General features: G+C 59.5%; 13 protein-coding genes. 5 read left to right on the top strand and 8 right to left on the bottom strand.

All coding sequences use genetic code 11. From position 1 onward, the window contains the following. Window positions 1-99 precede the first annotated feature (99 nt). The 7 genes from FB593_RS09410 to FB593_RS09380 form a co-directional block, all read right to left on the bottom strand. Entirely contained in the window at window positions 100-294 is a 195-nt protein-coding gene (locus FB593_RS09410) for a hypothetical protein (protein ID WP_013761494.1), read from the bottom strand. A gap of 158 nt (window positions 295-452) precedes the next feature. Then, entirely contained in the window at window positions 453-1,571 is a 1,119-nt protein-coding gene (locus FB593_RS09405) for a pyridoxal-phosphate-dependent aminotransferase family protein (protein WP_111801423.1), read from the bottom strand. Between the two features lie 3 nt (window positions 1,572-1,574). Further along, window positions 1,575-2,360 carry an ABC transporter ATP-binding protein gene (locus FB593_RS09400; protein WP_111802567.1) on the bottom strand — a complete coding sequence of 262 codons (786 nt, stop codon included), beginning with the start codon at window positions 2,358-2,360 and terminating at the stop codon, window positions 1,575-1,577. Beyond that, window positions 2,357-3,160, bottom strand: coding sequence for an ABC transporter ATP-binding protein (locus FB593_RS09395; RefSeq protein WP_111801421.1), 804 nt, complete (start codon window positions 3,158-3,160; stop codon window positions 2,357-2,359). Before FB593_RS09395 ends, FB593_RS09400 begins: the two co-directional genes overlap by 4 nt. After that, window positions 3,157-3,987 (bottom strand): ABC transporter permease, encoded by an 831-nt coding sequence (locus tag FB593_RS09390; protein WP_111801420.1) that lies wholly within the window; start codon window positions 3,985-3,987, stop codon window positions 3,157-3,159. The genes FB593_RS09395 and FB593_RS09390 overlap by 4 nt, the downstream gene beginning before the upstream one ends. After that, a complete protein-coding gene (locus FB593_RS09385) occupies window positions 3,984-4,973 on the bottom strand; it encodes an ABC transporter permease (protein ID WP_111842575.1) in 990 nt (329 codons plus the stop codon). Before FB593_RS09385 ends, FB593_RS09390 begins: the two co-directional genes overlap by 4 nt. A gap of 9 nt (window positions 4,974-4,982) precedes the next feature. After that, window positions 4,983-6,593 (bottom strand): ABC transporter substrate-binding protein, encoded by a 1,611-nt coding sequence (locus FB593_RS09380; protein ID WP_145166518.1) that lies wholly within the window; start codon window positions 6,591-6,593, stop codon window positions 4,983-4,985. A gap of 375 nt (window positions 6,594-6,968) precedes the next feature. Between FB593_RS09380 and FB593_RS09375 the strand changes: the two genes are divergently transcribed. Together FB593_RS09375 and FB593_RS09370 are read left to right on the top strand one after the other, a co-directional pair. Continuing rightward, a complete protein-coding gene (locus tag FB593_RS09375) occupies window positions 6,969-9,677 on the top strand; it encodes a DNA translocase FtsK (protein ID WP_145166517.1) in 2,709 nt (902 codons plus the stop codon). Window positions 9,678-9,768: 91 nt separating this feature from the next. Further along, complete coding sequence (locus FB593_RS09370; protein ID WP_111842577.1) at window positions 9,769-10,845, top strand: Ldh family oxidoreductase; 1,077 nt, start codon at window positions 9,769-9,771, stop codon at window positions 10,843-10,845. Window positions 10,846-10,890: 45 nt separating this feature from the next. On the opposite strand, the gene FB593_RS09365 is transcribed toward FB593_RS09370, so the two are convergent. Beyond that, on the bottom strand, window positions 10,891-12,885 hold the full coding sequence (locus tag FB593_RS09365) for a putative bifunctional diguanylate cyclase/phosphodiesterase (protein WP_013761485.1): 1,995 nt from the start codon (window positions 12,883-12,885) through the stop codon (window positions 10,891-10,893). 316 nt (window positions 12,886-13,201) lie between these two features. On the opposite strand from FB593_RS09365, the gene FB593_RS09360 reads away from it, so the two are divergent. The 3 genes from FB593_RS09360 (at window position 13,202) to FB593_RS09350 (ending at window position 16,896) form a co-directional block, all read left to right on the top strand. Continuing rightward, window positions 13,202-14,248, top strand: a complete 1,047-nt coding sequence (locus FB593_RS09360) for a class I SAM-dependent methyltransferase (RefSeq protein WP_013761484.1) — start codon at window positions 13,202-13,204, stop codon at window positions 14,246-14,248. Between the two features lie 143 nt (window positions 14,249-14,391). Then, the gene (locus tag FB593_RS09355; RefSeq protein WP_065659479.1) at window positions 14,392-15,216 is read left to right on the top strand and encodes a bifunctional allantoicase/(S)-ureidoglycine aminohydrolase; all 825 of its coding nucleotides are present in this window, start codon (window positions 14,392-14,394) and stop codon (window positions 15,214-15,216) included. Between the two features lie 174 nt (window positions 15,217-15,390). Continuing rightward, window positions 15,391-16,896 (top strand): sensor domain-containing diguanylate cyclase, encoded by a 1,506-nt coding sequence (locus FB593_RS09350; RefSeq protein WP_111801416.1) that lies wholly within the window; start codon window positions 15,391-15,393, stop codon window positions 16,894-16,896. Window positions 16,897-16,927 lie beyond the last annotated feature (31 nt).

Raw genomic sequence — 16,927 nt, 5'->3', positions numbered from 1 at the left:
GTTTCACCGTGTTTGAGGCTACGCTGAACACATTTCGGCCCAAGGCCGCAGGACGGGAAAACGACGTTTCAACCGCCCCGTCAGCCTGCGCTTAAAAACTTAAATCACAGGATAAAGCGACCAGAAGAACAGTTCGTATTCCTGATCACGGTCGTCATCGTTGGACTGGTCGTCCGGTCTGCGTGGCGTCCTGTCCTGCAAATCCTTCTCGACCCGCTCGTTTATGGCGGGCGTTCTTCGGCCGATGCCAAAGAGGTCAAAGGAGAGCATGTTGAACCCTGCTACCATGGCCATTTCCCTTCTTCACGCGAGTTAACAGTGCGTTAAGTTTCGCGCGTTGCCATGATTTCGTCAAGATTGACCAAGGAATTTGTCTACCATTTTTAACAACAATGGCGTGACTGACGTTCCGCCAGCACCCGATTTCGCGCAACGAACGTTTATCGGCGCTGTCAGAGACCCTTCGAGGAGGTGCCGGAATAGCCTTTTTCGGCCGCTTCCAGCGCGGAATCGGTATCTGCGGCATGGCCGAGGCTTCTCAGGGCGCTTGAAACAGCGGTTATATTGGCTTGCACCGAATCCGGATTGGCGCGCCGGCCGGTGTGATTGAGCCTTATCAGCCGTTCCGCACCGCGACCGACACCGCCCGAGACATCCGCACCTTGCTCCCTGGACGCAGCCGCCAGAAATGCGCCGGTATCCACCGTGTCCGGCAAGATCGCTGTCGAAACCAGAGCAGACGCGTCAGTCTCCTCCACCCACGTCGACATGCCAAGGGCCTTGATGCCGTTACGAGTGGCTGTCGCCGCTCGTTCGTGGCGTTCATTTGCGGATGCCAGACCTTCTGCCTCTATCCGGTCGAGTGCCGCCTCCAGCGCATAGAATTCCAGCGGCGCAGGTGTTCCCGGGAGCGCGCCGCGGCCGGTATCGAGCCAGAGTTTCTTCTGGTCGAGAAGTGAAAGCATGGAGTTCTCAGGTGCATTGCCATGTGAAAGAAGTTTCCAGGCACTTTCGCTGACGGAGATGGCGGATAAGCCCGCCGGGCCTGCCAGCGCCTTTTGCGGGCCGATGACCGCAATATCTATGCCGAGCTGGTCAACCTCGAAGGTATGGCCGCCGATGGAAGCGACGGCATCGACGACCGTGACGATGCCTCTGTCTTTGGCGAGCGCGGCAATGGCGGGCAGGGGGTTGAGAATGCCGCTTGCGGATTCCGCGTGCACGATAGCGAGAAGATCAAAACCTGGCCCTTCGTCCAGCGCTCTCTCGACCTCGTGAAGTGATATCGGCTTTGCCGGAGCGGTGGTCAGGTTGCGAACCGTTGCGCCGCCACGCTCCAGCCAGCCACCAAACCACGCGCCATAGGGACTAGTGACGATATTGAGCGCTCTCAGACCAGGCCGCGCGAGGCTGGTGGCCGCAGCTTCAAGCGCAAGCACTGCTTCCGCCTGTACCAGAAGCACATCGTTCTTCGTGCCCATCAGCGCCGCCAGCCGGTCGGCGAGAGCGGCGTAACGGTCTGCTGGAAAGGCGGGCGGGTCGAGCAGCAATGCGTAATCCGGGGCGGGCATGTCTTATCCTTGCGTGGTGATGGTCAGGCGCGGCGCAGCCTCGATCAGGGTTCTGGCGGTCGAGGATTGCGGCGTGGAAACGATGTTTGCTGTCCTGCCGATCTCGACGATCCGACCCGCCTCCATGATGGCGACGCGGTGGCAGACGGCGCGGATGACCGCGAGGTCGTGGGAAACGAAAATACAGGCGACGGCCGTCTCTCGCTGTATTTCGACCAGCAGTTCGAGAATTTGTCTGCGTACGGAGACATCGAGCGCTGAAACGGCCTCGTCCAGAATGAGAAGGGATGGTTTGAGTGCAATGGCTCTGGCAATTGCCACGCGCTGCCGCTGGCCGCCGGAAAGCTCGAACACCGAGCGGCCGGCATAGCTGGCGGGCAGCCCGACTCGCTCGAGAAGGCGGCGGATTTCCGCCGGGCGTTCGCGTCGTTCGACGATGCGATGAATACGCAGCGGTTCGCCTATGGCATCCTCGACGCTGGCGCGCGGGTTGAACGCGCCATGCGTATCCTGAAACACCATCTGCATATGCCGCCGCGCCGCGCGCAGTTCGCCGCCATCAAGCGCCAGCCAGTCGCGATTTTCAAAACGGACTGTGCCTTCGTCGGCCGGAATCAGCCGCATCAGGATGCGTGCCAGTGTCGATTTTCCGCAGCCGGAGGGGCCGGCAAGCCCAAGCGTCTCGCCGGGCTGAAGCGAAAAGGATATATCGGACAGTGCTTCCACCGTGCGTGCGCCGGTCCGGTAGGTTTTCGAGAGGTTCTCTACGCTCAGAAGGGCTTCGTTCATGATGCTGCCTCATTGATCAGAGGCGGTGTCGAAAGGTCGAGATAGTCGGAGAGCAGTGCGCGCGTATAGTCGTGCGCAGGCGCGGATAACACCCGCCTGGTGGTGCCGTGCTCCACCAGCCGTCCGGCATGCAGAACGGCGATCTCGTCGGCAAGGCCGGAAGCAAGACCAATATCATGGGTGATGAAGACCAGCGTTCTTTCTTCTTCACGCACCAGCCCATCCAGCAGTGCGGCAATGGCGGCCTGGCTTACCGTGTCGAGCGCGCTCGTCGCCTCGTCGGCGATCAGGATTGCGGGGTGCGCGGCAATGGCGGCTGCAATCGCCACACGCTGTCTTTGCCCGCCGGAAAGCTGGTGCGGATAGGCGCCGAGGAGATGGGTGGGATGCGGCAACCGCACCCGTTCCAGAAGATCGCGGGCAAGATCTCGTGCCTGCTTCCATGAAAGGCCCAGATGCCGCACAGCGCCTTCCGCCACCTGTTCACCGATGGTGAGAACCGGGTTCAGCGTCGCACCGGTATCCTGAAAAATATAGCCGATATCGCGGCCCGGCTGCGGCCTGTCTGTGAAAAGACCGCTGTCGCGGCTCCAGGAAATATCGCCGGAAACCCGTGCGCTCAAAGGCAGGAGCCCGGCAATTGCCTTGGCGAGCGTCGATTTGCCCGAACCGCTTTCGCCGATGATCGCCAGCCTTTGTCCCTGCCGGACTGTCAGCGAAATATCCTGCAGCGCCGGTCCGTCGCCGGCCGCATAGCGGACGCTGAGATCGTCGATCCTGCAGAGTGCATTGCCGCTCATGGCGTTTCTTTCCTCGTCGCCATCGCTTTGTTGATTCCCTCCGCGAGAAGATAGACGCCGAGAACCGTGACCAGAAGACCGATGCCGGGGATGACGGAGAGAAACGCCGCCGAGCGCAGGACGTTGCGTCCTTCCGCGATCATCGAACCCCAGGTGACGATATTCGGATCGCCGAGGCCGAGGAAGGACAATGCCGCCTCGGTTAGGATAGCGGCTGCGACGATGATGGCGGCGAGCGCCAGAACCGGCGGCAGCGCATTGGGAAGTATTTGCCGAAACGCGATCTCCAGCGGATGCATCCCGATGGCGCGGGCGGACTGCACGTAATCCCGCTCGCGGATACTCAACACCTGCGCCCGCATCAGCCGTGCTGGATCCGCCCAGGCGCCAAGCGCAATCGCAAGGATGACGATGGGCATGGATGGGCCGATGGTGCTGACGAAGGCGAGCGCCAGAAGGAAATTCGGCACGATCTGGAAGGCGTCGGTAACACGCATCAGCGCCTCATCCACGAGGCCACCGGCAAATCCGGCAATTGTGCCGACGACGGTGCCGATCATGAGGGCGGCAGCGGCAGCGCCGATGCCGACGAGCAGGGATGCCTGCGCACCGTGGGCAAGTCCCGCCAGTACATCGCGGCCCAACCGGTCGGTGCCGAGGGGGGAGGCGGCGTGGGAGAAGGGCGCGATGAGCGGCTCACCGACGATCGACAGCGGGTCACCGGGAAACAGAAGGGGAGCGGCGAGCGCCGTCACAGCTAGCAGTGTCAGGATGATGGCACCTGCCGCACCTTCGAAACTGCGCAGGAGCCGGAGAGTGAAACTCATGTCTGTTGCTCCCCGCTGCCGATGCGCGGATCGAACACGGCATAGAGAATATCAACGACGAGATTGATCAGGATAACGAAAACGGCGCTTGTCAAAATAATGCCCATCAAGAGCGGTGTGTCGCGGCCGCTGACGGCTTCCTGCGCAAGCCGGCCAAAACCGGGAATGGCAAAAACGCTCTCGATCACCACGCTGCCGCCGAGCATGGTTGCCGCTTGCAGGCCAAGCACGGTGACGAGGGGCAGTGCGGCGTTGCGTGCGACATGGCGCAGCACGATCCGCCGTCTCGAAAGCCCCTTGGCCTTGGCGAAGAGCACGAAATCCAGCGGCCAGACCGCCGCCATGGCAGTACGCATGACGCGCAGGAAAAGCGCCAGATAGATCAGCCCGAGACTGGCGACCGGCAGGACAAGATGGCGGGCAATATCGAGCGCCCTTGCAAATCCCTGTTTTCCGGATGCGATGGTTTCGATGCCGGATGTTGGCAGCCACCTCAGTTGCACGGCAAAGACGATGGCGAGCACAAGGCCGAGCCAGAAGCCCGGCGTGGCGTAAAGCGCCAGCGACAGGGCCGAGAGTACCCGGTCGGTCAACCCGCCGGGACGGGCGCCCGCCAGGATGCCGAGCGCGGTGCCGATGATGAAAGCAAGTGCGGTGGCACTGCCCATCAGGAGCAGCGTGTTCGGCAGCCGTTCGAGTATCAGCCCCAGCACCGGTCGGTCAAACGCAAGCGACCAGCCGAAATCAAGTCGCAGCACCGAGCTGGCGTAAAGCCAGAAGCGGGCCAACACCGAACCGTTCAGACCATATTGCTCGCGCAGGGCATCCCGCAGTCCGGCGTCGCCGCCGCCGATGGTGACGAGATAGGCGTCAACCGCGTCACCGGATGCGTTTTCAAGCAGCACGAAGGTAAAGACCAGAACGATCAGCAGCACTGGAATGGCGCTGATCACCCTTCGCCGTAGCAATGTCGCCGCGCGCCTCACGGCGCTTCCTCAGGTGCCGACCACCGTATCCGCCCAGTTGGAAACGGCCCAGCGTGGATTGCTGGCGACGTGTTTGACAGTATCGCGCGCAACCGTGATGAAACCCCATTCGGCGACATTGATCAGCGGCAGATCGGCGGCGACCTGCTTCTGGAAATCCTTGTATAGTACCGTGCGGGCTGCCGTATCCACGGTTTCCGCCGCCTTGTCGATCAGTGCATCGAGCGCCTTGTTCTCATAGCCTCCCTGATTGGAGAAGCCGACGCCGGCTGGAATGCCGGAGCGCACGAGAATGGTGGTGGAGATCGCCGGATCGCCACGGAAGACCGGGGGCGCGATGGCGAGATCGAAGGCATGGTCGGTATAGACGGCCTTCTGGTGCGCGGCGGCATCATTGTTGACCAGCTCAGCATCGATGCCGATTTCCTGTAGCGCCTGGCGAAGATAGGAACCGAATTGCTTGGTTTCATTGAAGTAAGGCGCCGGCAGAAGCTTCAGTGAAAATCGCGTTCCGTTCGCTCCGCGTGCATAACCCGCCTCGTCCAGCAGGGCGTTCGCCTTGGCGACGTCGAAATCGTATGTTTCAACGTCTCCCGTGTAAAACTGGGGTGCATTTTTCGGTACGGGGCCGGTCGATGCTGTGGCGTAACCGAGGAAGACCTTGTCGATGACGAATTTCTTGTCGATGGCGTGGGCGATCGCCTTCCTGACCTTGAGGTCGGCCAGTTCCTTGCGGCGGTGGTTGATTTCCACGACGAGCTGATAGGTGAGGGCTTCGTAACCCTCCGGGATGACCTTGATGCCCGGCTCCTTCGCGATGCGGGCAAGATCGGCAAGCGGCACGGCGGAAAAGGCCGCGAGGTGGATTTCTTCGGCTTCAAGCGCAGAAGCGGCGCCCGCCCGGTCGGGCAGAACGCGATAGATGATCTCATCGAGTTGCGGCTGGTTCTTGCCCCAGTAATTGGGATTGCGGGTCAGGCGGTAATATTCGCCGGGCTTATATTCCGCAAAAACGAAAGGTCCGGTGCCGACTGGTTTCGTATTGGTCGGATTGGTGGCGATATCGCTGCCTTCATAAAGATGTTTCGGCACGACGCTGGTGACAACCGGCAAAGCGTTGCGGATGAGCTGGAAGGGTGTCGGCTTGGAGAAGCGGAAAATGGCCGTGTGGTCATCAGGCGTATCCACTTTTTCAAGATTGGCAAAGACCAGCCGCCCAAGGTTTTGCAGCGGCTTCCAAACAGAAAGTGCGGAAAAGGCCACATCTGCGGAGGTGAAGGGTTTGCCGTCATGCCAGGTCACGCCTTCGCGCAGCTTGAACGTGGCACTCAAGCCGTCCTCCGATCCATGCCATTCCGTCGCAAGCCTTGGTTCCAGCCCGTCCCTGCCATTGAAGGAGGCTTCCGCCAGCGGCTCAACGATCTTGCTCGAGATGTAGAACACGCCGTTGGAGGCAACGATGGCCGGGTTGAGGTTCTTCGGCTCCGAATCGGCCGCAACGATCAACCGCCCACCGGGCTTTGACTGCTGCGCGGCGGCAATGCCCGCAAGTCCGGTGGTTGCGGCAAGAAGGAGCGAGGTTTTGAGAAGCGAGCGGCGGGACAGGTGGACAGGCGACATGAGGTTCACTCCGGAATGAGGGCGGGCGGGCCTTTCCGCTGGGCCGCGGCCTGCCCGATCTTAAGACTGCAACCGCAGCAGTGTCCACGTTAATTCACGGGCTTTACAGCAATGATTTTACGTTGCGCGACCGCTTGCGGAAACAATATGCTCCAAGGCGTCACTCCCCTTTTCTTAAGCCGCGCCGGTTGCCGTAAAACGGCGATGAAAAACTGATTTAACGCAATAAATATAGAGGCTTGGAGTGCCGATTCCTTGCTGGTGCATGTCACGTCTCACCTGTGGCTAAAGCGAAATTCTGCCTGCGTGACCCGGTTTGGAAAGGGGTAATTAACCTTTATTTTCTATTTCAGGGAGACCGAAATATGTACGTTTATGATGAGTGTGCACGCTGCCATGAGCTTCTCCCGATCCAGATTCCAGAATTCGTCCAATAGCGTAGGGGAGGGGAGCGATAAGGCTCGTCATGCCGGCGGCAAGGCCGTTGCCGGTCAGGACCAGGCCGCGGCAATGAAGGCGGGTGTTGTGCCCCGGCCGAATGCCGATGTCAGCGCTGCGGACGCCATCGAAGGCCGCGCTGAAATGCCGGGCTGGCAGAATGCTTTCGTGCTTGGCCCGAATGTGCGTTTCACCCGCACGCCGGAAAGCGCCTTTAGCCGGCGCATGCCGGTCGAGACGCCGCATCTTGCGGAAGAGGAGGCACCCACCGACATCCTGTCTGAAACTGCCGAGCCTGAGATGGTCGTGCAGCCGGAGGCTACTGTACAGGAGCCTGCACTTGCGACGGTGGTAAAGTCGCCGGAGCCGCGCATTCAGCCGCCACGCATGCCGTTTCTGCCGCAGCCGCCGGATGCGCGGGGCGCAAGGGCGCTGACCTACAAATTACGACTGGAGCTTGCGCGCAAACAGGCGGAAGAAGCCGCTGCAGCAGCGCTGATGCCGCCTCAGCCGGTTGACGCAGCCGCCGTCTTCGAAGCGCCGGTACCGGGAAACGATTCACCTGTTCAGCCGCTGCCCGCCGCGTCGGTTGCATCTGTTGAACAGGTTGCAACGCCGCAGGCATCCATTCCCGCCTTTGCCGCCCATCTGCCGGATGAGCTTTTCTGGGAAGTGATGACGCTCGATCTGCCGGATGACGCCGGCGAAGGCCTTCCCGCATCTGCGCGCACCGTTCTCGCAAACCCGTTGCTGACAGCGCCTGCGATTGCCCCGACGCTGGCATCCGCATCTCCGGCCGCTCCGGCAATCCGGCTTTCGGCCGTACCGCCCGTCATCAGGATTCCGGGTGGTTCAGCGATCAGGCTTTACCGCGAAATCGGCGTGCATCATCCTGCAATTCCAGTCCCAACTCAGGTCGTTGAACCAGAGATCGTTCCGCAGCCGGTCGTGGAGACGGTCGCAGTTGCTGAGCCGCAGAGACCTGTTGAGCAGGTTCAGCTGGCGGAAAGAATCGTTGCCGAGCCGCGTTTCACGCCCCGCGCGCCCATCCAGGCCTCGCAGCCGATGTTCCGGGAAGCGCCGGTCTTTGCAGACGGCGAATATGAATACCCCTCCATCGATCTTCTGCAGCAGGCTCGCGTCCAGCAGACCACGACCATGACGCCGGAGGCGCTCGAGCAAAGCGCCGGCCTGCTGGAAAGCGTGCTGGAGGATTTCGGCATCAAGGGTGAGATCATCGATGTGCGCCCCGGCCCAGTTGTGACGCTTTACGAATTCGAGCCCGCCCCCGGCGTGAAGTCCTCGCGCGTTATCGGCCTGTCGGACGATATCGCCCGCTCGATGTCGGCACTCTCGGCGCGTGTCGCCGTCGTGCCCGGCCGCAATGTCATCGGTATCGAGCTTCCCAATCCGGTGCGCGAGACGGTCTATCTGCGCGAGCTTATCGAAGCGACCGATTACAGCGAGACCCGCCAGAAGCTGGCCCTTTGCCTTGGCAAGACCATTGGCGGCGAACCTGTCATCGCCGAACTGGCGAAGATGCCGCATCTGCTCGTTGCCGGTACCACCGGTTCGGGCAAGTCGGTCGCCATCAACACCATGATCCTGTCGCTGCTCTACCGGTTGAAGCCGGAGGAATGCCGGCTGATCATGGTCGATCCCAAGATGCTCGAGCTTTCGGTTTATGACGGCATTCCGCATCTTCTGACCCCTGTCGTCACCGATCCGAAGAAGGCGGTCATGGCACTGAAATGGGCCGTACGCGAAATGGAAGACCGCTATCGCAAGATGTCGCGTCTCGGTGTGCGCAATATCGACGGTTACAACGCAAGGGCCGCTGCCGCCCGCGCCAAAGGGGAGACGGTGTTCTGCAACGTGCAGACCGGCTTCGACCGCGCAACCGGCGAAGCTGTCTACGAGCAGGAGGAAATGGACCTCACCGCCATGCCCTATATCGTCGTCATCGTCGACGAGATGGCCGACCTGATGATGGTCGCAGGCAAGGAGATCGAAGGCGCGATCCAGCGTCTTGCGCAGATGGCGCGCGCTGCCGGTATCCATCTCATCATGGCCACCCAACGCCCCTCGGTCGATGTCATCACCGGCACGATCAAGGCCAACTTCCCCACCCGCATTTCCTTCCAGGTGACCTCGAAGATCGACAGCCGCACCATCCTTGGCGAACAGGGTGCCGAACATCTGCTCGGCCAGGGCGACATGCTGCACATGATGGGTGGCGGCCGCATCTCCCGTGTCCACGGTCCGTTCGTGTCGGACGAGGAAGTGGAAAAGGTCGTGGCGCATCTGAAGACCCAAGGTCGGCCTGAATATCTCGGCACCGTTACGGAAGACGCCGACGAGGCTGACGACGAGGCGGAAGAGGAAACGGCGGTCTTCGACAAGACATCGATGGGCGACGACGATAGCGACGATCTCTATGAAAAGGCCGTTAAGGTGGTGATGCGCGACAAGAAATGCTCCACCTCCTATATCCAGCGCCGCCTGTCGATCGGATACAATCGTGCCGCCTCCCTGGTCGAGCGTATGGAGCAGGAAGGCATTGTCGGTCCCGCCAACCATGTCGGCAAGCGCGCCATCATCGCCGGTGAGCGCGACACCTACGAGGCGATTGGCGGCGACGACTGATTGATCCATTCGGGGCGCGATATTCGATTGCAAAAACGCGCCCCGTGACTAGCTTGTGCGGCATGGATTCTGGAATCGGGAGGTTCCCCTGATGTCGCACAGCAATGAAAATATCACTGTCCTCGCAAGGCTGGATGAACTGGAGCGGTTTTGCCGTTCCGTTTTCCTGGCTGTCGGCACCGATGATGAAACCGCCGATGCGGCGACCCGCGCCATGATGCATGGCACACGGCTGGGCGTAGACAGCCACGGCGTTCGGCTTCTTGCTCACTACATCGCAGGACTTGAAGGCGGGCGTCTCAATCCGCGGCCGCAGATCAGCCGCGTGTCCGGCTTCGGCGCAGTGGAGACGATCGATGCCGACCATGCCCATGGCGCCCGCGCTACCTATGCGGCCATGGACAGCGCCATGGCGCTTGCTGGGAAATTCGGCATCGGCGCCGTTGCGATCAGGAATTCCTCGCATTTCGGCCCGGCCGGCGCTTACGTGCTGGAGGCGGCGCGGCAGGGGTATATCGGCATTGCCTTTTGCAACTCCGACAGTTTCGTGCGCCTGCATGACGGCGCGATGCGTTTCCACGGCACCAACCCCATTGCAGTCGGCGTGCCGGCAGCCGATGACATGCCCTGGCTTTTGGACATGGCCACCAGCGCCGTGCCCTATAACCGGGTTCTGCTTTACCGCAGCCTGGAAGAGCAATTGCCGGAAGGAGTTGCGTCTGATGGCGACGGTATCGACACGCAGAACCCCAATGCCGTTGAAATGCTGGCTCCGCTGGGCGGTGCCTTTGGTTTCAAGGGAGCGGCGCTTGCGGGAATGGTGGAAATCTTTAGCGCCGTTCTCAGCGGCATGAAGCTCAGTTTCGATATCGCCCCAATGTCGGGGCCAGATTTTTCCAAGCCGCGCGGGCTTGGGGCCTTCGTCCTGGCGTTGAAGCCCGAAGCCTTCCTTGAGCGCGAAGTGTTCGACGAGGGCATGAAACGCTATCTCGAGGTACTGCGGGGATCGCCAGCGCGGGAGGACTGCAAGGTCATGGCGCCGGGCGATCGTGAATGGGCGGTAGCGGCAAAGCGGGAGAGGGAGGGCGCACCTGTCGATCCCGTCACGCGTGCTGCGTTTTCGGAACTTGCGGCAAAATTCTCGATCATTCCGCCCGCATATCACTAAGACGGGGCCTGTCGGTGACGGCGGCTTGCCACCGCCATCGCATCGTCAGGCGGGGCGCTGTAGCATTTTGGGCTGCGGGTAGGGGGTAGTCGCCACGTTCAGCCTTTCGGCGACGACCGGGCGTCCGATATAATAACCCTGCGCATAATCGATCTCTAGCTGGCGCACGAGCCTCAGCTGCTCTTCCGTCTCCACGCCTTCGATCAGGATCTTGTGGCCGCGATTGCGGATGAGACGGATCATGTCCTGCAACATCGCCCGGCCGCGGGGTGTCTTGCTGTCATGCAGGAAGGAGCGGTCAATCTTTACGGTATCGAAATCCGTCATCCGCAGCCAGGAAAGGCCCGCAAATCCGGTTCCGAAATCATCCAGCCATATATTGATGCCGAGCGTCTTCAGATCGTTCAGACAGCGTAATACATCCGAATGCATCTCCATATCCAGACCCTCGGTGATCTCGAAGGCCAGCCTGCCGCCGGCAATCCCTGCCTCAACGAGGATCGCTGCGACCGAAGTGGCAAAACCAGGGTTCTTCAGCTGCATCGGCGATACGTTGACGCTGACCACCGATACCTTGTCATCGGCCAGTATCTGCCGGCAGGCGGTCTTTATGGTCCAGAGACCGAGCTCCATTATCGTGCCGGTGCGTTCGGCAATCGGGATAAAGGTGCCGGGCGAAACGGAGCCACCGTCGAGCAGGCGAAGCCGCATCAACGCTTCGGCTCCTGCTGTCTCGTTGGTCGATATGTTGAGGATCGGCTGATAGACGAGAGAAACGAGGTTTTCCGCGACAGCGATTTTCAGAAGTGCGGCGATATTTTCGGTTTCGTCGCTGGTCTGCGGATCGTCCGGATCGAACAGCTTCATGCAATTGCGGCCATTGGCCTTGGCAATATAAAGCGCCCGGTCGGCCTCGTTGATGATCTTTTCGAGCTTGCCATCCGGATTGGGACGGGTGAAAGACGCGCCAATGCTGACGGTGACGATGAAGGTTCCGTCCCGGCGCTGATCGTGCGAAAGCGACAGGTCTTCGACGGTGTGGCGGATGGTTTCGGCAAGCTCACCCACCTGCTGTCTGGACTTGAACGGAGCGAGTACGATGAACTCCTCACCGCCATAACGTCCGATGGAGGCGCCATGGTCGATGATCGCGTCCTGCAGGGCGTTGCCCACTGTCACGAGGCACTTGTCGCCTTCCTGGTGGCCGTAGCGATCATTGTATTTCTTGAAGAAATCCACGTCGATCAGAAAGACGGCGAAACCTTCCCCCTTCTTGCTCCAATTGTCCCACAACAGGCGCAGATGCTGGTCGATGGCGCGGCGGTTCTGCAGGCCTGTCAGTGAATCGGTATTTGAAAGCCGCAACAGCGCCTGCCCGCGCTCGTCCGCCGCTTTCTGCTGGGCCTTGGCCTCCAGTGCGTTGAGAAAGACGTGGTAGCGTTCCCGGTTCAGGTTCCAGTTCACGTAAGAGGTGAAGACGAAGCAGGAGATATAGAAGGTGCCGAAAGCGAGCTTGTAGAACGCATCTTCGGGGAACTGCGTCGCCGCCAGAAAGTAGGTGACGAGAATGATGCCCGATGACACGAGCGAAAGATGGAAGCGGAAGGTGAAAAACAGATTGGCGCCCATCATGAAGATCGCCCCGAAAACCATGTAATAGGACATGTTTTCGAGATTGTCGGTCAAGAGCGAGGGCACAAGCCAGCCAATATAGCCCATGACGAGCGCAGTGGCGCAGGTGAGGTCAAGTGCGGCGGTGCTCGCGCCCATGCGCAATTGAATTTCGAGCGTCAGCAGGGACGTCAGGACGACGATAACTCTTGCGATTATGGTGTAAAAGGCGACGTCGGGCACCAGAATGATGTCGGTAATGGCAAATAGCAGATAGATGAAAACAGCCGTCCACAGGCCCCGCCTGATCGAACCCCGGCGGCTACGCTCACCTTCCTGCTGGTAAAGGGCAAGAAGTTCATCAGAAAATCGGGCGTCCGGCCGCCGATATTCTTGCTGTCCACTCACCTCGCCTAACGTGTGCTTCATGCACTTTCCCATAGTGTTGCGTATACTTTATCAAGTAACTGCTTATTCGACCTTTGCGTGTACTTTCACGCTAAGCGCGATTTCCTGCCGATTTCTCTCCATGCGGGCGGAAACATGAAAAGCAAGAGCGCATCATACGCTCGCAACATTAAGTTTCACTAAATCGCGTATCCGCTTTCTCCTCCGGTCCACGAGTGTGACCAAAAAAATACGCTAATAAACTAATGTATCCCTACACTGCTCAAAAATCGAAAGCGAGTGGCCTTCCGTCTCCCAGAAACGTATAGTTAACAATGTGTTAATACTGGAGGCTGAAGTGAGGCAGGTAAAGAAAAGAAATCTGGACGGGGCAAGTCTGATCACTCCTGATACTGTCGCAAAAGAGATTTTTGCACGGAAAACGGAAGCGTTCGATGAGCATTTCGCAGTTGCGAAAGCAGAGATAGCGATCATTCTCGAATTGGCACAACAGCAGTTCGAAAATGGTGTTTCAGCACATGAGATAATACATCGAACGGCTGGCGCACTGCATGGCCTGCGCGAAAAGCTCCACTCAAGCGTGTGGGCTGAACTGATTCCTCTGGTGCAGAATCACTCCGTGTCGGACTATTTTCTGGAAGATCCCTTCACGCGCTGGTCGTTCGAAAAGCCGCGGGGCTATTCGGGCGATGCGCAGCTTCTCGACTTCATCTACGGTCACGACAGCGTTGCCGATAAGGTGAAGAACGCAACGCCGCTTGGCGCGGCTCTCTACGATTATACGAAGGACGCCAGCTCCTCGGTCGCTGTCCGCGAGCGGCGGGATTTGCTGACCCGGTTTGTCGACGAGGCTGCGGCGCGGCATGGAAGCGAAACGGAAATCCTCACCATTGCATCGGGACATCTGCGCGAGGCGGATGCATCCGTAGCCTTGAAAGAGGGCAAGATCCGGCGCTGGGTGGCGCTTGATCAAGATCCCCTGAGTGTCGGTTCCGTTGCCCGCGATTTCAACGGCAGCTGCATCGAGGCGATTGACGGTTCGGTGCGTGACATCGTCCTGCGTTCGCACGAGCTCGGCAAATTCGATCTGGTATATGCCGCCGGTCTTTACGATTACCTGAACGACAAGGTGGCGATCAAGCTCACGCGGCGCTGCATGGAGATGCTGAAGCCCGGCGGAATGTTCCTCTTCGCCAACTTCTCCGAAGACATTGTGGTCGATGGCTACATGGAGACCTTCATGAACTGGGCGCTGCTGTTGCGTTCGAAGGCGGATATGTGGCGGATCGTCAACGCCAGCGCCGATCCCGCAAGTATCGAGGCGGAGGTATTTTTCGGCGAAAACCACAATATCGTCTATGCCACGATGCGCAAAAAGGCCTGAGCCCAACCTCGTTTCACATGTCCGCGCGAAATAGGCCGCCCGCATTTTACCATGCGGGCGGCACGCCCTGTGCACGCCAATAATTATTTGATTAAACGTCGCTACAGGCCTAAGAATTCGCGCGAAATGCGTTGCAGAATGGAATGGCTGAAATGAAGAAATATTATTCGGATATGGGCGGTCTGCCGGGGCAGACGGAACTGCTGTCTAGCAAGGCTGTTTTCAAGACTGCCTATGCGGTCATCCCCAAAACCGTCATGTCCGATATCGTGACGAGCGTGCTCCCGCACTGGACCGGGACGCGGGCCTGGATCATCGCCCGGCCGATGACCGGTTTTGCCGAGACTTTTGCGCAATATATCGTTGAAGTGCAGCCCGGCGGCGGCAGCGAGCGGCCGGAGCCGGACGCAAGGGCGCAAGCGGCGATCTTTGTCGTTGATGGCGAAATGACCGTGGAGTTTGAGGGCGTGCAGCATGCGTTGCGGACCGGCTCCTTCGCCTTCCTGCCCGCCGGCTCGCGCTGGCAGCTGCGCAATTCCGGCACGGCACCGGTCAAGTTCCACTGGGTCCGCAAGGCGTTTCAGGCGGTGGACGGGCTAGAGCCGCCGCCGGCGATCTTCACGCATGAAGATGAACACGCTCTGTCGGCGATGCCCGATACGGACGGCAAATGGGCGACCACCCGGTTTATCGATCCCGACGACGTGCGTTACGACATGCACCTCAACATCGTCAGCCTGGAGCCGGGCGCTACCATTCCTTTCATGGAAACCCATGTCATGGAGCACGGTCTTTACGTGCTGGAAGGAAAGGCGGTTTACCGGCTTAACGAGGATTGGGTGGAAGTGCAGGCGGGTGATTTCATGTGGCTGCGCGCTTTTTGCCCGCAGGCTTGCTATGCAGGCGGGCCGGGCCGTTTCCGCTACCTGCTCTACAAGGATGTGAACCGCCACGTGAAGCTCTGGTAACGGGCGGAATCTTGGCGAAACCGAGATTTATCGCGCAATCCGTTGGCTTGCGCGATAAAGGCTTGCGTTGGATCGAATATCCCTAATAAATCCAGATATGCGGTCAGTCATCGCTGTCTCGCACGATTTCGGCATTCGGCATCCGCCCTTATTATCCTGAAGAAGACTGCCCGTATGATTGAAACGATCGATACCAATATCTTCAATCTTGCCCCTGTGGCGATGTGGATCGAGGATTTCAGCGAGGTGAAAAGCCAGTTCGATATCTGGCGGGCGCAGGGCGTCGAGGATATCCGGGCGTTTTTGCTGGAAGATCTGTCGCGGGTGGCGGCGTGCTCGCAAAAAATCCGCGTCGTTCAGGTTAATGCCAAGACACTTGAACTGTTCGAAGCGCGGGACAAGGCGCATCTGATCGATAATCTGCAACGGATTTTCCGCGATGACATGCTTGAAAGCCATGTGAACGAGCTTTCCGAGCTTTGGGCTGGAAAAACAGAATTCATCAGCAATGCCGTCAATTACTCGATTGGCGGAAAGCGGCTGGATATCCAGCTGCGCGGTGCGGTCATACCCGGCTACGAACAGACACTCGGGCGGTTGCTGCTGACCACAGAGGATGTGACGGAACGTGAGGAGGCTCGCCGCAAGGAGCTTTTCAACCGCCGTTATGCTGAAGGCATGTTCCAACATTCGCCCGTTTCCCTGTGGGTGGAGGATTTCAGCCGGGTTCGGCGTCTGATCGAGGAGGTCAGGGAACGCGGCATCATCGACTTCCGGGTGTTCATGGATGTGCATCCCGAATTCGTGCGCCAATGCATGAGCGAAATCCGCGTGATCGACGTCAACCGGGCGACACTGGATCTGTTTTGTGCACCGGACCGTCAGGTTCTGTTGCAGCGGCTTGGCGATATTTTCCGTGGTGAAATGGAAAAGCCCTTCCGCGAACAGCTGATGGAGCTGTGGAACGGCAATCTTAACCATCATCGCGAAGTGGTGAACTACGCGCTGGATGGTTCAGAGCGGCATGTGCTGCTGCATTTCTCCGTTTTTCCGGGCCACGAACGCGACTGGTCACTGGTGCAGGTGGCGCTGACTGATATTACGGCGCGGAAAAAGGCGGAAGCCTATCTCGAATATCTCGGCAAGCACGATGTGCTGACCAAGCTGCACAATCGTGCCTTCTATTCGGACGAAATGAACAGGCTGGAACGCAGCACGATCCGGCCCGTTTCGGCCATCGTCATCGATCTCAATGGCCTCAAGGACGCCAATGACAAGCTAGGGCACGACGCAGGCGACGCGCTGTTGCGGCGCCTTGGCGAAGTCCTGAACGGTGTCGTTACCGCGCCGAACCATGCTGCGCGCATTGGCGGTGATGAATTTGCGATCCTTTTGCCTGGCGCAGACAAGCAGATCGCCGCGGCGATGGTGGATACAATTTACGAACTGCTGAAGATCAACAACCAGTTCTACTCCAATGCGCCGCTTAGTCTTTCGCTGGGCGTGGCAACCAGCGAAGCCGGCGAGACGATGGAATCGCTGGTGCGCCGTGCCGACATGCATATGTACGAGCAGAAAAACGCCTATTACGCCGCGATGCGCAACAGGTCTGCCGACAACAGCGACACAACGAAGGCCTCCCCGCAACCGGAAGCCAGCTCCCTGAAGCGCCTTCTCTAGCCACAGGCATCCCGTGGGTGCCTTGCCTCAC

Source organism: Rhizobium sp. SJZ105, assembly GCF_007828365.1.
Lineage (GTDB): Bacteria > Pseudomonadota > Alphaproteobacteria > Rhizobiales > Rhizobiaceae > Agrobacterium > Agrobacterium tumefaciens.
Note: the sequence above shows the minus strand (reverse complement) of the source record. Positions and strands in the feature narration are given on the sequence as shown.

Bases quoted from the DNA above. Each gene is read 5' to 3' on its own strand.
- FB593_RS09410 (WP_013761494.1), bottom strand. From the start codon at position 294: ATGGCCATGGTAGCAGGGTTCAACATGCTCTCCTTTGACCTCTTTGGC.
- FB593_RS09405 (WP_111801423.1), bottom strand. From the start codon at position 1,571: ATGCCCGCCCCGGATTACGCATTGCTGCTCGACCCGCCCGCCTTTCCA.
- FB593_RS09400 (WP_111802567.1), bottom strand. From the start codon at position 2,360: ATGAACGAAGCCCTTCTGAGCGTAGAGAACCTCTCGAAAACCTACCGG.
- FB593_RS09395 (WP_111801421.1), bottom strand. From the start codon at position 3,160: ATGAGCGGCAATGCACTCTGCAGGATCGACGATCTCAGCGTCCGCTAT.
- FB593_RS09390 (WP_111801420.1), bottom strand. From the start codon at position 3,987: ATGAGTTTCACTCTCCGGCTCCTGCGCAGTTTCGAAGGTGCGGCAGGT.
- FB593_RS09380 (WP_145166518.1), bottom strand. From the start codon at position 6,593: ATGTCGCCTGTCCACCTGTCCCGCCGCTCGCTTCTCAAAACCTCGCTC.
- FB593_RS09375 (WP_145166517.1), top strand. From the start codon at position 6,969: ATGATGAGTGTGCACGCTGCCATGAGCTTCTCCCGATCCAGATTCCAG.
- FB593_RS09370 (WP_111842577.1), top strand. From the start codon at position 9,769: ATGTCGCACAGCAATGAAAATATCACTGTCCTCGCAAGGCTGGATGAA.
- FB593_RS09365 (WP_013761485.1), bottom strand. From the start codon at position 12,885: ATGAAGCACACGTTAGGCGAGGTGAGTGGACAGCAAGAATATCGGCGG.
- FB593_RS09355 (WP_065659479.1), top strand. From the start codon at position 14,392: ATGGCTGAAATGAAGAAATATTATTCGGATATGGGCGGTCTGCCGGGG.
- FB593_RS09350 (WP_111801416.1), top strand. From the start codon at position 15,391: ATGATTGAAACGATCGATACCAATATCTTCAATCTTGCCCCTGTGGCG.